This is a genomic window from Algoriphagus confluentis, assembly GCF_036245625.1.
GTDB lineage: Bacteria > Bacteroidota > Bacteroidia > Cytophagales > Cyclobacteriaceae > Algoriphagus > Algoriphagus confluentis.
The window spans coordinates 517,561-531,602 of sequence record NZ_BTPD01000001.1 but is presented as its reverse complement, the minus strand read 5'-3'; the positions used below and the strand labels follow the sequence as shown (position 1 = coordinate 531,602).

Annotated in this window: 11 protein-coding genes; 3 read left to right on the top strand and 8 right to left on the bottom strand. The window is 43.4% G+C overall.

Going from position 1 to position 14,042, the window contains the following annotated elements; all coding sequences use genetic code 11:
• Positions 1 to 2: 2 nt before the first annotated feature.
• Positions 3 to 1,067 carry a globin family protein gene (locus tag AAA943_RS02345; protein ID WP_338222636.1) on the top strand — a complete coding sequence of 355 codons (1,065 nt, stop codon included), beginning with the start codon at positions 3 to 5 and terminating at the stop codon, positions 1,065 to 1,067.
• Positions 1,068 to 1,317: 250 nt separating this feature from the next.
• Here the strand turns inward: AAA943_RS02345 and AAA943_RS02340 are convergent, their stop codons facing one another.
• Both AAA943_RS02340 and AAA943_RS02335 read right to left on the bottom strand, forming a co-directional pair.
• Positions 1,318 to 3,582, bottom strand: a complete 2,265-nt coding sequence (locus AAA943_RS02340; RefSeq protein ID WP_338222635.1) for a molybdopterin cofactor-binding domain-containing protein — start codon at positions 3,580 to 3,582, stop codon at positions 1,318 to 1,320.
• 12 nt (positions 3,583 to 3,594) lie between these two features.
• Complete coding sequence (locus AAA943_RS02335; protein ID WP_338222634.1) at positions 3,595 to 4,053, bottom strand: (2Fe-2S)-binding protein; 459 nt, start codon at positions 4,051 to 4,053, stop codon at positions 3,595 to 3,597.
• Between the two features lie 970 nt (positions 4,054 to 5,023).
• On the opposite strand from AAA943_RS02335, the gene AAA943_RS02330 reads away from it, so the two are divergent.
• Positions 5,024 to 6,364, top strand: coding sequence for a T9SS type A sorting domain-containing protein (locus AAA943_RS02330; protein ID WP_338222633.1), 1,341 nt, complete (start codon positions 5,024 to 5,026; stop codon positions 6,362 to 6,364).
• Between the two features lie 527 nt (positions 6,365 to 6,891).
• Here AAA943_RS02330 and AAA943_RS02325 read toward each other — a convergent pair.
• The 3 genes from AAA943_RS02325 to AAA943_RS02315 form a co-directional block, all read right to left on the bottom strand.
• Entirely contained in the window at positions 6,892 to 7,509 is a 618-nt protein-coding gene (locus AAA943_RS02325; RefSeq protein ID WP_338222632.1) for a flavodoxin family protein, read from the bottom strand.
• A gap of 87 nt (positions 7,510 to 7,596) precedes the next feature.
• Positions 7,597 to 8,043, bottom strand: coding sequence for a nuclear transport factor 2 family protein (locus AAA943_RS02320; protein ID WP_338222631.1), 447 nt, complete (start codon positions 8,041 to 8,043; stop codon positions 7,597 to 7,599).
• 101 nt (positions 8,044 to 8,144) lie between these two features.
• Positions 8,145 to 8,594, bottom strand: coding sequence for a nuclear transport factor 2 family protein (locus AAA943_RS02315; RefSeq protein ID WP_338222630.1), 450 nt, complete (start codon positions 8,592 to 8,594; stop codon positions 8,145 to 8,147).
• A gap of 155 nt (positions 8,595 to 8,749) precedes the next feature.
• Here AAA943_RS02315 and AAA943_RS02310 point away from each other — a divergent pair, with 155 nt between their 5' ends.
• On the top strand, positions 8,750 to 9,658 hold the full coding sequence (locus AAA943_RS02310) for a helix-turn-helix domain-containing protein (protein ID WP_338222629.1): 909 nt from the start codon (positions 8,750 to 8,752) through the stop codon (positions 9,656 to 9,658).
• Between the two features lie 72 nt (positions 9,659 to 9,730).
• On the opposite strand, the gene AAA943_RS02305 is transcribed toward AAA943_RS02310, so the two are convergent.
• The 3 genes from AAA943_RS02305 to AAA943_RS02295 form a co-directional block, all read right to left on the bottom strand.
• The gene (locus tag AAA943_RS02305; RefSeq protein WP_338222628.1) at positions 9,731 to 10,138 is read right to left on the bottom strand and encodes a response regulator; all 408 of its coding nucleotides are present in this window, start codon (positions 10,136 to 10,138) and stop codon (positions 9,731 to 9,733) included.
• Positions 10,131 to 12,680, bottom strand: coding sequence for a ligand-binding sensor domain-containing protein (locus tag AAA943_RS02300; RefSeq protein ID WP_338222627.1), 2,550 nt, complete (start codon positions 12,678 to 12,680; stop codon positions 10,131 to 10,133). The genes AAA943_RS02305 and AAA943_RS02300 overlap by 8 nt, the downstream gene beginning before the upstream one ends.
• 804 nt (positions 12,681 to 13,484) lie before the next feature.
• Positions 13,485 to 14,027, bottom strand: a complete 543-nt coding sequence (locus AAA943_RS02295; RefSeq protein ID WP_338222626.1) for a fasciclin domain-containing protein — start codon at positions 14,025 to 14,027, stop codon at positions 13,485 to 13,487.
• Positions 14,028 to 14,042: the final 15 nt, after the last annotated feature.

Below are 14,042 nucleotides of genomic sequence, written 5' to 3'. Positions count from 1 at the left end.
CTATGAATCTCAAAAATTATTCTTTTGCAAAGCTTTGGGTATTGGGAGTTTTTGTCTTTTTCGCTTGCGGGGAAGATGAGCCCATGCCACCCATGGACACCTCGTTTTATTCTACCGAATTGGGTGGGGAAACCATGGTGCAAGATCCCAACAACCCTGGACAGATGATCGAGCAGGGATTTCTAAACCTACGCACCGTCGTGACCAATACGGTGTTGGAAATCGCTACTAATGAACAAGGTAAGTACGACGATTTGCAGCCTTACTTCTCAGTGCTGCTCAATGAAGTCGGTAGAAATGATTTATCCGGATTTACTACCCTGGTAGACGATTTTACCCGATTCTTGGCAGAAGCCACTGGCTCCAGAAACTTCCAATACACGGGATTGAACATGGCTGATGCGCACAATTCTACCAATCCGAGAATGAATGGATTGATAAACAATGCGGATTATGATCTTTTCATTGAGGCAGTGGTAGCAGGTGCTGCAGAAGCAGGAATCACCAGTCCTTCAGTACTGGGCCCCGTGGCAGAGCTTTTGGAATCTGTAAGAGCTCCTATCGTACAGCGTGATGACAACGAGGAATTGGACCTTTATACCCGATTGGGTGGTTCAGGCTTGGTCGCTGACCCGGATAATGCAGGACAATTGATAGAAGCCGGCTACTTGCCGCTTAGGGCTGTTGTGACTTCTACAGTTTTGGTGATTGCCACAAATGAAGGTGGAAAATACGATGACTTGCAGCCTTACTTTACCGTTCTTCTCAACGAGGTAGGAGCAGGAAACACCAGTGGATTTACCACCTTGGTGGGAGACTTTTCAGACTTCCTTGCAGCCAACATCGGATCTACCAATATCACTTATAACGGTTTGAACATGCGGGATGCGCACGATCCTGCTGTCAACTCCAGAATGACAGGATTGATCACGGCAGAGGATTATGATCTCTTTATACAGGCTGTGGTAGAAGGGGCTTTGGAAAACAATGTACCCGAATCCATCATCGGCGAATTCGGAGCAATTCTGAACAGTGGCGGCTTAAGGTCTGCGATCATTCAGGCTTAAATCAACGAACTTTACTGAATATGGGGTGAAGTAGAGTTCGAAATCCCCAGGTTAGGCGACTTTTATGGGGAAAATGGGCAGCTTTCGGGCTGCCTTTTTCTTTGGAATAGGTTAAGAAAAACAGCCCAAAGAATTCTCCTCGGGCTATTTTGTTTCAGATATTTTCTAAAACCTTCGAGGTTTTTGAAAACCTCAAAGGTTTACTCTTCCGCCGTGGTTTGTGTCTTCACAAACCACTTTTAACCATGTATCACATCTTCAGATTCTCCATCTCCAACTGCGGCGCAAAAGGCTGCTCGTAGTAGCGCTTGCCGGTTGCCTTGTACAAGGAGTTGGCTAGGGCGGCGAAAACAGGAGGGAAGAAAGGTTCTCCCAAACCAGTCGGATCTTCCTTGCTGTCCACAAAGTGGATTTCAATTGATTTAGGAGCCTCTTTTTGCCGAATCATTCGGTACTTGTCAAAATTCGTTTTGTTTGGCACTCCATTTTCAAAGGTCAGTTCTCCAAAGAAAGCATTGCCAATCCCATCAATAATAGCCCCTTCGCCCATATTGGTGGCGGCGTCCGGATTGATGACCACTCCACAGTCCACTGCGGCATAGACTTTTTCAACTACAGGTTTTGAATCGACGATTTGGGTGTCTACCACCTCTGCTACGTAGGAATTGTGACAGAAATAAGCCGATACGCCCCGATGAACTCCTGCCGCTGGAGCATTCCAATTGGATTTTTCACGGACGAGTTCGAGAACTCCCGCATAGCGCTTGGCATCGTAATCGTTGTTTTGCCCTACCGGATTGGTTTCTGCCCGCTTGAGCAATTCCAAACGGAATTCGATGGGATCTTTGCCCATTACTTCCGCCAATTCATCCAAGAAGCTTTGCTCAGCTGCTGCGATAAAGTTGGATCGCGGTGCGCGGAATGCCCCAATAGTGATGTTGGATTCGATTTGCCAAGCTTCCGCCAAGTAATTGTCGATGGCTCCGGCTGGGAATCGGTTGGCATGAAGGGGAGTTTCCGGAATCCCGCCTGCTTTTACATGCAGGGCCAACAAGTTGTTGTTTTCATCCAACGCAGCCCGATACGTGGCAGAATAGGTAGGACGGTACACCCCCGCTGACATATCATCTTCGCGTGTGTAGACCATCTTTACCGGTGCTTGGATTTTTTGGGAAATTAAAGCCGCCTCTGTCATGTGATGGCTATACGCTCTCCGACCAAATCCACCGCCCATTCGGGCCAGATTGATCTGAATGTTTTCCTTCGGAATTCCCAAGCTGCTAGCTAAGGTATTGGCAATGAATTCTGGTGCTTGGGTAGGTCCATAGATTACTGCTCGATCTCCTTTGACATCTGCGAAGCAGTTCATCGGCTCCATGGTATTGTGTGCCAAAAAGGGAGCGTTATAAGTTTTTTCAATGATTTTGGCAGCTTTTTTAAACATTCCCTCTGGATCTCCGTCTCGTCTGACCACATTGCCGGGTTTCTGGATGTACTCGGCCATTCGTTCTTTATGACGGTTGGTGTTTTCTAGACCCGCTGGTACTGTGACTTTTGAGTTGCCTCGACCACCGAATCCCGCTACTTCGAAGGAGGATTCTGGTGCATTGTCCCATTCGACTACCAAGGACTTTTTGGCTTGCATCACCTCCCAAGTAGAGTTGCCCACAATGGCGATGATCTCTGGAAAAGTGGTGGTATCAAAGAAATTTCTTCCGTAGTCGTCTTTAAATAAGTTGATCGAAAAGACATCCATAATCCCAGACATGCTACTTACTGAGCTTTTGTCAAAAGATTTGAGTTTCATCCCGAAAGCAGGAGGATGCACGATTGCGGCATACTTCATGCCTTCCACTTTATGGTCAATTCCAAAAAGCGGTTTTCCGGTTACGATTTTTGCACCATCGACATTCTTTTTGGAGTTTCCGACGATTTTGAAGCTGGAGATCTCCTTTAACGTAACCTCCTCAGGTACCTCTATGGTGGCAGCAAGTGAAGCTACTTCTCCATAGTGGGCTTTTTTACCACTTCCTTTGTGTTCAATAATTCCAGCTGAAGTAGTGATTTCTGTAGTGGGTACATTCCAGGTTTGTGCTGCTGCTGCGATCAGCATGGCCCGGGCTGTTGCACCGGCGGTTCGAAGTGGCGTCCAACCCTGTCGAATTCCTTGACTTCCTCCGGTGAATTGACGCTCGATTCGAGTCGGCCAGAAGTCAGCTTGCTCTACGAATACATTTTTCCAATCCGTATCGAGTTCCTCTGCCAAAATCATCGGCATAGAGGTTTTAACATTGGAGCCGAATTCCGGGTTGGGAGAATAAAGCGTAACCGCTCCGTTTTCTCCGATTTTGATATAGCTATTTAATTCAAACCATTCTTTGGGCATTCCCAACACCTCTTCTTCAGTCGGCTTGCATCCTGCCAGCCAGCTAAAGCTGAGCATCATTCCACCTCCTGCCAAAGCCGAGGCTTTCAGGAAGGATCTTCTGTTCATTTTGGTATTTACAGTAGTCATGATTTTCGGAGCTTAGAGGTTTTGTGAAGCGGTTTTAATGGCCGCTATGATTCGGGTGTAAGTTCCGCAGCGGCAGATATTCCCATTCATCGCATTGTCGATATCGGTATCGGATGGAGTTGGATTTTGTGCTAAAAGTGCCGCGGCGCTCATGATCTGTCCCGCTTGGCAATAGCCACATTGGGGCACATCATGCTCCATCCACGCTTTTTGAACCGGATGATCTCCATTTTCGGAGAGCCCTTCAATGGTGGTGACTTGTGCACCTTCTGCTGCCGAAACCGGCAACTGACAGGAACGCACTGCATTTCCGTCCAAGTGAATGGTGCAGGCGCCGCATTGGGCGATACCGCAACCGAACTTAGTACCCACCAAATCCAAGTGATCTCTCAATACCCAAAGCATGGGGGTATTCGGATCCACATCGACTTGTTGGGATTTGCCATTGATAGTGAGGTTGAATAGGGCCATAGATATTTTAATTTAAGAGTTAAATATAATGATCTCCACCTTGTGAGACATTATAGAATTCAAACAGAAAGCTTGGAATATCAAACACAACGATGGAAGAGCTACTTTTAGAATGGGTTGAAAGTTAGGTGACTAGTGCGTAGGGCAAGGCTTACAAGCTTAATGGGAAAAGCACCAAGATCCCAATAGAAAATCGGCTAGGGTAAATGGGGCAGGATCGGGGATTCATAAAAACTACTTAATTATCTGTAATCATACCCATAGTCATTCATTCTTTGTTTATCCGGCAGGAAGACCCCTGCCCGTCCCTGCCTTACCAGCGGGCAGGCGGGAGAGAGCGAAGCCGGCTAAAACTGGACTTCAAGAGAGATTTTATCCCTTGCGTACGGCCTAAGGGGGTCAAAGCGGAAAATCAACTCTATCTAAACTGCGAGGTAGGAATTAGCTGATACCTCAAAGGTCACTAAAGAACTTATCCTGGTCTGTATTGGGTTCAGGATTTTCTCCCTTTCGGGCCTCTACTATGGCCCTTTCAGTTTCTGAATTTGGAATTTCCCCGACTTCACGATAAAGCAGATACTCGATGTAATTATTCAGGCTTTACTTTTCAGCTTCCGCTTTTTCTTTGACAAGGTCCAGCAGTTTTTTTTTCAAATCTCAGGGCAGTTTGAACTTTCATGGGTTTTCATTTTTTTGGCAATTTAAAGGGATATCAATTCGCTATGTAAGTGTTGTGCCGATGACCAAGCCTAAATTCAATCAAGACGCTGATTCCTTAGATCAGGACTTACCAAATCCTATTTTTCCCGAGCTATTTTTTTCAATCCTACTTCATATTACCTTGATTTTCAGCGTATAAACTGAATCAAGTCAGTTAAAAAAAAATAGTTTTTTTACTTAAAGACTTGGTTTTTGACAAAACATTCTTTAGATTCCCTTCTGTTTTATCTGATAAAAGTCCCACACTACTATGAATAAAATTAGCCCCCCCTCGCCACAAACACATACTTTCCTAACACGAAAAATAGCATTTCTCGGCCATTACTGCAATCGACCAAAAATCCTGCTTGTTTTCCTTCTGGCCGTATCATGGTTTTTGTCTCATCAGGCACAGGCGGTAAATGTTGTTATCGAGGGAACATCCACCTTTGTTTGCCCTGATAAATCAGTTACTTACACCGCTAGAACTTTTGAAGAGACATTTGGAATTGAAATTTATTCGTGTACCCTGCACTGGGAAGTATTTAAAGGAAGTGCACTCGTGGGTCAGGGATCTGGTGTAAATTTTACTTACACTTTTCCCGATGTCGGTCCTTATCAAATCAAGGTGGTAGCTAATGGATGTGGAGTATTTTTTGATACAGGAGAAAAAATTGTTTCAACAACTTCCCGGGTACCCATACCAAGCCCAATTTCAGGCCCAGCGATGTGTACTTCTGGCCAGTCCTACACCTATATAACCAGTCCTACTTTAGCTAGCATTTTCCCTCCGCCTTCTTTAGGAGGAAATTGTTATTACCACTATCCATACCGATGGGAAGCTCCGGCAGGCTGGTCTATTAATGGAGCTGGAAATATAGTTGATCACAATGAAACAGTCAATATAATTGCCCCCGCTGGAACTCCCTCCGGAAGTTATATTATCTCTGTTCGAGGTATGATACCAAAACCGAGCTCAAGTGATTTCTGGTACAGTGAAAAAAGAAATTTTTCGGTTCAGATAGGACCATTCAATCAAACGCAGGTCTCAGTATCTGGTCCAGGAATGGTTTGTAATGGCAATTCATATACCTTCACCGCCAATGTTCCTACAGGACACCAAAATGGATACACATATAATTGGACTTACCCGTCTGGATGGACAGTTCAGAGTACATCAAACAATACCAAAACATTCTTTCTTCCTTCTTCAAATAATACATATGGGCCAGTCCGAGTATCTGTCAACAATGGATGTGGAGCGACTCATTTTACTGGCATTACCGTCATGCCGTGTGGGTATATGTATTCTTCGGGTGATTTTAATATCTATCCCAATCCTTCACATGGTGAATTATTTGTAGAGTATGGTGGTATTGAAATCAAGTCAGTGGTGCCACAAGAGGAACAAGCCAAGCCTCAAATAAACAAACCTAGAATGTTGGTTTTTAAAGTGGATGTTTTCGATCGAAGTGAAAAACTGGTAATCAGTGGCGAGTCCAAGGATAACAAGGTACATCTAGATACCAGAGATTTACAACCTGGAAATTACTTTCTACATATTTATGCAGGTGACCATGTGTTCAGAGAGCAAATTATTATTGAAAATTGATCAAGACATCTATTACAAGTTTCACACCTCAAACAAAATTGATAAAACATGAAGCCTCAACATAAAAATTCGTTCTTTCTGATTTTGGTCTTTACCCTCTTGTTATCCTTTGATGGACTGACTCAGTCCAAAGGAGATCCTTTTACTGCCAAAAAAGCCATTTATTTGGAACTAGGCGGTAGTTCTGGAGTTTATGGCTTTAACTATGGCACAATTTTCCACCAAAAAGGAAAGCTTAAACTGAATGCTAGTGCGGGTTTTTCACTATTGATAAGAGAAACATCAAATTCGAGGATTTTTTGGCTACCTGCAATTCCTTTAGAACTGACAGCTCTTTATGGAAAATCAAACCACCATTTGGAAATGGGGTTTGGGGTTTTGCCCTATTTAGATGTAGTCTCTTTTTTTGATTCAGAGTCACTAGTTTTTAAGGATAAAGTTGTATTTGACACTGCTATACCCCTAAGAATCGGATATCGATACCAAAAACCTGAAGGTGGTTTCTTCTTCAGGATTGGCTACACGCCTTATTTCATTGCACCCATTGGAGGTAGAGAAGATTGGACGTTTATGCCCATTTTTGGAGGCCTGAGCTTTGGCAAGAGTTTTTGATGGATATCAAGTTTCCTAAGCCATCTCTTCACCTCCTCTAGCACTTCCACTTGCTTCTTTCCCTCCATTACAAATAGCACCCCGTCCCGTTCAATTCCTCCTTTTGTAGAAAAGCCTTCTAAAACCTGACTCTTCGGACATAGTTCCTTCACTATCTTAAAACTACTTCCAACTCCATATCCTGCATTGGTATTGAAGGGAATAACTGTTTTTCCACTTAGGTCATTTTCGTGCAGAAAGCTTTTCATAGGAGGGGGGAGTTGCATTCCCCAGGTGGGAAAACCTATGAAGATGGTGACATATTTCGAAACATCAACCTTTGTTTTCAGCGGAGGTAGAAATCCTGTTTCGTTTTCTCTAGCTACTTGAGCTACTATGGCTTGATAATTTTCTGGATATGGTTTTTCCAGTTCCAATTCCACCAAATCGCCTCCAACTTTTTGCTGAATCATTTCTGCAATTGCTTTGGTGTTTTTTGTTCGGGAAAGATAGACGATGAGGATTTTTTCAGAATCCAACTGCGTGTTTTTCACTGACTTTCCTGAATTAGTTTGACAGGAGCTTGAAAGTGAAAAAAGCAGGAAGATTACCAAGAAAATATTCCTCATCGCGTTTAGTGTTTACTGCCCTCCTGGAGTCATCAATCGGGTGAAGGAGAGTGAGCCTAGCTTCCAGCCGTCTGCCTTTTTGATATACACTTCGGTTACTTCAAATGGATTGGTAACCTCTCTGCCCCCAACTTCCGCAACTAGTGTAATGCGGTTGAGTAGAATAGCCGTGTTATCGATGATTTCTACAGAAACTTCATGGATGTCTGCTTGTTTGTACCAAATTCCACCGCTTCGAATGATATCGACTTCGCGTTGCTTGCCCCAAGAACCACCCATGTGGACGAATACAGACTTGTCGTCGAACAGCTCGGCGAGTTTGTCAGCTTCTTTGTCGGCCATCCATTGCCATTTGGTTTTGGAGAGGTTGATGATTTCTTGTTGCTCGGGAGTAGTTTGGGAGAAAGTGACTTGCGTGGCCAAAAGGAGTGCAAATAGGCTGATTAGTGTCTTTTTCATTGGAAATTAGTTGGGAAAAGAAATCGTGTTGAGATTCAATTTTTAAGGATTACAAATCCTTTAGCTACGGCCTCGGAATTACAAATTCCGAGGAGCATGGCCTACTTTTGAATCTCGTGGGTATCTCGTACGCTGCTGAAAGTCAAAGCCAGCATTTTCCAATCGGCACCTTCTTTTTGGTAAACTTCTGTCACGGTAAATTCAGTCACCACATCATTTCCCCTCACATGGGCTGTCAATGTGATTCTATTCCAAACGACTGCTGTATTTCCAAATAGTTCAACAACCGTATCGTGGACCTTGGCGTCTTTGTACCAGATGCTGCCTGTTTCGATGATTTCCAGTTCACGGGCGGTGGTCCAGGTTCCACTCATGTGGACGAATTTGGCTTGAGGGTGAAATAGGGGGGTGAGTTTTGCAATGTCCTTGTCAGCAATCCATTTCCATTTGTTCATAGAAAGTTCGTAAACCTCTTTCTCAGTGGAGGATTGTGCAAATGACCAAGTTGAAGTAAGAACTAAAAGCGTTAGTCCGAATAGAAATTTATTCATATGAGTTTGATTTTTTTTTCTATTTCAAAGCTATATCCCTTTAATTCTAAACCACTTACCCGGATTACTGAATTACTTACCATTTTTACAGGTGGGCAGTTTTATCGGTATTTAATCCCGGTACTCTTTCTATTTTTGATTCAAATCCTTTTGCCATGGAAGAAATCGTAGATCTCTGGAATGTAAACGACTACTGCAGCCCTTTGAAATTATCCAGCATGCACCCTTTGGTCACAGTGGTGGATTTGTCCAAGGGAGAGTGGCCCAAGAATCCGGGGACCAAAGCAGTTCACTACCATTTTTACGGGGTTTTTCTCAAAGAGGGGGAGGAATGCGAGATCAGGTATGGTCGAAAGAATTATGATTTTCAGGAAGGAACCTTGGTATTTGTAGGTCCTGGACAAGTGGTCAATATTTCTAAAATCGGAGAGCGACCAAAAATGTCCGGATATGCGCTTTTATTTCACCCGGATTTACTTTTAGGCACTTACCTTGGTAAAAAAATTGAGGATTATAATTTTTTCTCCTACGAGACCTATGAGGCGCTGCATATGTCACCCAAGGAAAGACAAATCGTTTTGGATTGCTTTGCAAAGATTCAAGACGAGCTGTCCGAGCGAATAGACAAGCATAGTAAATCGGTCATTCTTTCAACCATTGAGCTGTTTTTGAATTATTGTCAGCGTTTTTATGACCGACAGTTTATTACCCGAGATACAGTCAATAAAAATGTGATAGAGCAATTCGAATCATCTCTTAAATCCTATATCCGATCAGGTAAGGCATTAGAAAAAGGAATTCCTTCTGTTGCTCAGTTTGCCGAAGAGCAGAACCTCTCCCCTAATTACTTTGGGGATCTGGTGAAAAAAGAAACCGGAAAAAGTGCCCAGGAATTTATCCAACTGAAGTTGATCGAAATAGCAAAACAGCGGATTTATGATCCAAACTTGTCAATTGCAGAGATCGCATACAGTTTGGGATTCAAATATCCTCAGCATTTCACCCGGCTTTTCAAGCAACAGGTCGGAGTTTCGCCTAAGGAGTATCGGAAGTCGGTAAGTTGAGCTCTGTTTTTGGAAATCCCTTTTTCTCAATCCAATTCTAGTTTCTGGATTTTTGGTGGATCGGTCCTTTCCTTAGTAGCTTATCCAGTTTCCCAGATTGCTTTTGAGTTGGGCAACATTCAGGTCATCGAGGGGTTTTTCCCAAAAGTCAAGGACAAATTGATTTGCCTGTGCCTTATGCCGATCTGCCTTGTCCAGTGAGGAGGTGACCATAATGACCTTGATGTCGGCTAGCTTTACTTTGCTTTCCATCTTTGCCAAGAGTTCCCAACCATTCATTTTCGGCATGTTGATATCCAAAAAGATCAATAGGCGTTGGTTGGATAAATCCTTGCTTAAGATGTGTGCAAAGGCCAGTTCCGGGTCGGAAAAAGTGATGGGGGCTGGGTGTAGATTTCCGGTTTTAATGATGATTTTATGTAGAAACAAAACCGATGGATCATCGTCTACAATCATCACTTCTGTAAAAAAATCATTCATTTTTTTTCAATTTTTCAGACCTGGCATGGGTGTCCTTGACTATTCTATCCACTTGGTGTAGGGCATTCAAGAGATCCAGTTCCAATTCTTCCTTGCTTTTCTCTACCTGATCGTATTTTGCATAGTTAACTAAAAAATGGCTAATTGCCATGGCACGGGTCAAGGGAGCTCTCAATAGGTGAGAGTGATTCCAGGTAAGCTCCTTCATTACCAGGTTTTGTGCCTCAATTTCATTCAATGCATTTTTGAGTTTTTCATTGGTTTGACTGAGTTCACGGGTTCTTTGGACCACCTTTCTTTCCAGCTCATATTTCATTTTTCTATTGAAATAGGACATGAACAAAAAGTAAAACAAAAGGATAAACACCAGACCTAAAATCAGTTTAAAGGCAAGGGTTTCGGTGAAAGAGGCAGTTACCTGAATAGGAAGGGTATAGACTTTTTCTTCTTCAGCGAATCGGATGATTTTTATTTCCAGCTTGTAATCTCCCGGTTTAAGTCCATTGAAATACAGCTGTCTTTGCTCCTTGATGGGCAACCAATTTTCGCCGTTTCCAGCTATTCTGTAAAACAGGGTATATTGGGAAGGATTGTCCAAATCGATCAAATTGAATGAAATCTGGAACATTCGCACTCCTTCCGGGATTACTACCTTGCCTTCAATAGAGGATTTCAGATCTCCGATTTGAAGTTCATCCCAGATAAAATTGACCGGTTCTTTTGGGTCAAGTGTGAGATTGGCTGGATCAATGATTCCGACTCCTTCCACAGTAGGTATCCAGATTTTGCCTGAAAAGTCCCTAAGCGAGGCCGGAAAGATCAATCCGTTGGTTTCCGAATTAGGCATTCCCAATCTCTGATCAAACAAATACGTGTTGAGAATAAAACCTTCTCCTTGGTGGGTTTTGAATTTTTGAAGGTCTGATTTGGAAAGGTATTGAACTCCAAAATTGCTGCTGATCCAAACTCCACGATTGCCGTCATCAGTGATACTGTATACCGTCTTGGATTTCAATCCCTGGGATCTGTTCAGAATCTTGAATTCTCCATTTTTCAGCAAGATCAAGCCTCCATGAGTCCCCAGCCAAAGGTCTTTCTCCTGGTCTTCGTAAATGGAATACACTACATTTTCGCCTGGGGGAAGCGGGAGGGGAAGATGCTGGACTAGTTGGCCGTTTTCAAGCCAAAACAAGCCTTGATTCATGGACCCAATCAGAATTTGCCCATTGCTTAGTTCCAATGCACTTACAAATCGGGTGTTTTCAAACTCCCGGTCAAGGCTCACAAGGTGAAGTTTTCCCTCCTGATCCAGGAAATGGATTCCACCCCTTCGGGCCAATATCCAGAGGAGGTCTTTTGAATCTCGGTAGAGTGCGTGCACATAGCTGCTTGTTAGGCCGTTTTCCTGGGTGAATTGACCCTGGACTTGGCCGGAATTCATGTCGATTATTGAAATTCCGGCGTTTGTTCCGAAATAGAGCTTTCCTTGGTGAGAAGAGATGCTGGTGTTGCTATTTGCAACTAGTCCGTTTTCTTCGGTCCAGGATAAGATTTTTCCTTTTTTTATCTGATAAAGCCCATTTGCCTTGGTGCCCACCCATATACTGCTATCCTCGCTTTGATAGATAGCTTTGATATTTTTCTCGCTGAGTTCTTCGTAGTTCAGTTGGGTGACCTTGGCAGGTTTGAAAGCCAAAAGTCCTTTTCCCATGGTCCCAAGAAAAAGCTTATTCTCCTCTCTGTTGATTTTCCTGACTGTGTAGTTCCTTAGTTCCGGATAATTGAAGCGCTGGACCTTGCCATTTTCGATTACCATAAGCCCTTTTTCCAAAGAACCGGCCCAAATTCTGTTTTCCGAATCAACGGTCAGGCTGCTTAGATTGATGTCTTTGATTGCTTCGGACGGGATTTGCTCAATCAATTGATACTTCTTGTCCAATTGAAAAATACCTCCTTCTGAAGAATAGACCCAAATCTGAGCCGGAGTTCCGAAGATCTTGTTGGCAAGAAAAGTTTCGGAAGATATAGCTGTCATGGTTCGGGAGGAAATATTCAGTTCAAATAATCCCTTACTAGTCCCCACTAAAATCAGGGATTCATCAATTCTGAAAAAACTGTTGATTTCCGGTTTTTCTTTGGGTTTCCAAAAATCCAAAGGTTCAAGCTGATCCTCCTTCCATTCGTAGATGTCACCCAAGTCCGTACCGATCAATAAGTTGTCTTTTCCAACCTCAATAAGGGCCCTTATCCAGGTATTGTCCGTAATGCTGGTGCAATCGATGATTTTGAGAATGTTTTTTTCCAGCAAAGCAATACTACGGTCGGCCGATGCCCAAATTCCTGTGGGTGATTTGTAAAATGAGTAATAGGTCTGTTCCAGCATTTGGGGGTAATTTTGCTGGTCGAAGACTTTCAAAGATGCCCCATCCAATCGTACAAGGCCCTCCTCAGTAGATGCCCAAAGGTAGCCGTGATTATCCTTTTCGAGAGCGAAAATCATGTTTTGAGGCAGGCCATTGGTATTGTCCCAGGCTTCAATCATGTAATTGCCTGAGAAATAAGAGCTATCCAAGATGGCCTTATGCTGGGAAAAACACGGTAGTAATCCCAACCCCTGAAGGAAAATCTGAAAAATGAAGATTGGTAGTGATTTGGAATTCAAGGGGGTAATAGATTAAAGAACAATATCAGTACAAAGCTAAGTCTTTATTTTCAGGCGTTTTTGGTTTGATTGGTTATTTTGTTTCATCCTAAATTAATCGGATTGGAGAAATAAACTCTTCTGTTTTGCCAACCGGTTAGATTTTTTTATAAAAAGTGTGTCCATATTCCCGCCTATTTTCATGGATAGTGTGATTTAAAGGGATAAACTTCATTTTCTAAGTTTAGGAATTGTTGTTTTTCTGTCTCCCTCATCTTGTAGGTCAGCGATTGGATAGCCCCTCTGTAGGTCAAGTGAAGGAGCTCCCTATTAAAAATGGGAAGTGGGAGGATAATTCAAAAAAAAATAAAAGGTAAATCCGCTTTCTTACCAATAACGAAACTTTATCACTTCTCACCTCGACTTGGTTCGAAAAGTTCACCAACCGTCGCTCGGTAACCGTCAATTTTTTTAGGTGAGAAGGGGAGTGAAATCTAACCAAACCCGGAGGTCGAGCTCAGTCACTGAGCTTGTCGAAGTGTGGAGGCCATTTCAATCTACAGGCATCCTAGCGGACGTACTTAAAAATAATTTGAAAATTATCCCTTTTTGGCTTTTCTGTCAGGCAAAGGATTGATTGGCTCAAGTCCATAAAAAAAGGCCGGTTCCTTAAATCCAGCCTTTTCTTCTCTAGCCTCCTCAACCTTATTTTGGAAGCAGTACGGTGTCGATCACATGCACCACGCCATTTGTTCCTGCCAAATCAGCAGCTACCACAGTAGCACCACCGATCATTACTTTTCCATCCTTGATCGATACAGTCAAGTTTTGACCATTCAAAGTGGTCACCACCTGTCCGTCGCTTAAGTCTCCGGACATCACATTACCAGCTACTACGTGGTAAGTAAGGATTCCTGTCAAAGCGTCTTTGCTTTCAGGCTTCAAAAGTCCCTCTACCGTGCCGGCAGGAAGGGCTTCAAAAGCTGCATTGGTAGGTGCAAATACGGTAAATGGTCCTTCACCACTCAAGGTTTCTGCCAATCCAGCCGCCTGAACTGCAGCCACTAAAGTGGTGTGGTCAGGGGAGCTGACAGCAATGTCAACTACCGTGTTGGATGGGGCAGGAGTTTCTTCTACTACTTCTACTACTACTTCCTCGGTAGACTCTTCTTTGGGAGCACTGCAAGCTGTCCAAAGGCCCAAGGCTAGGAAGGTGGCGGCCACAGCCGAAATTCTGTTCATTTTCATTGGGTAAGGGGTTTG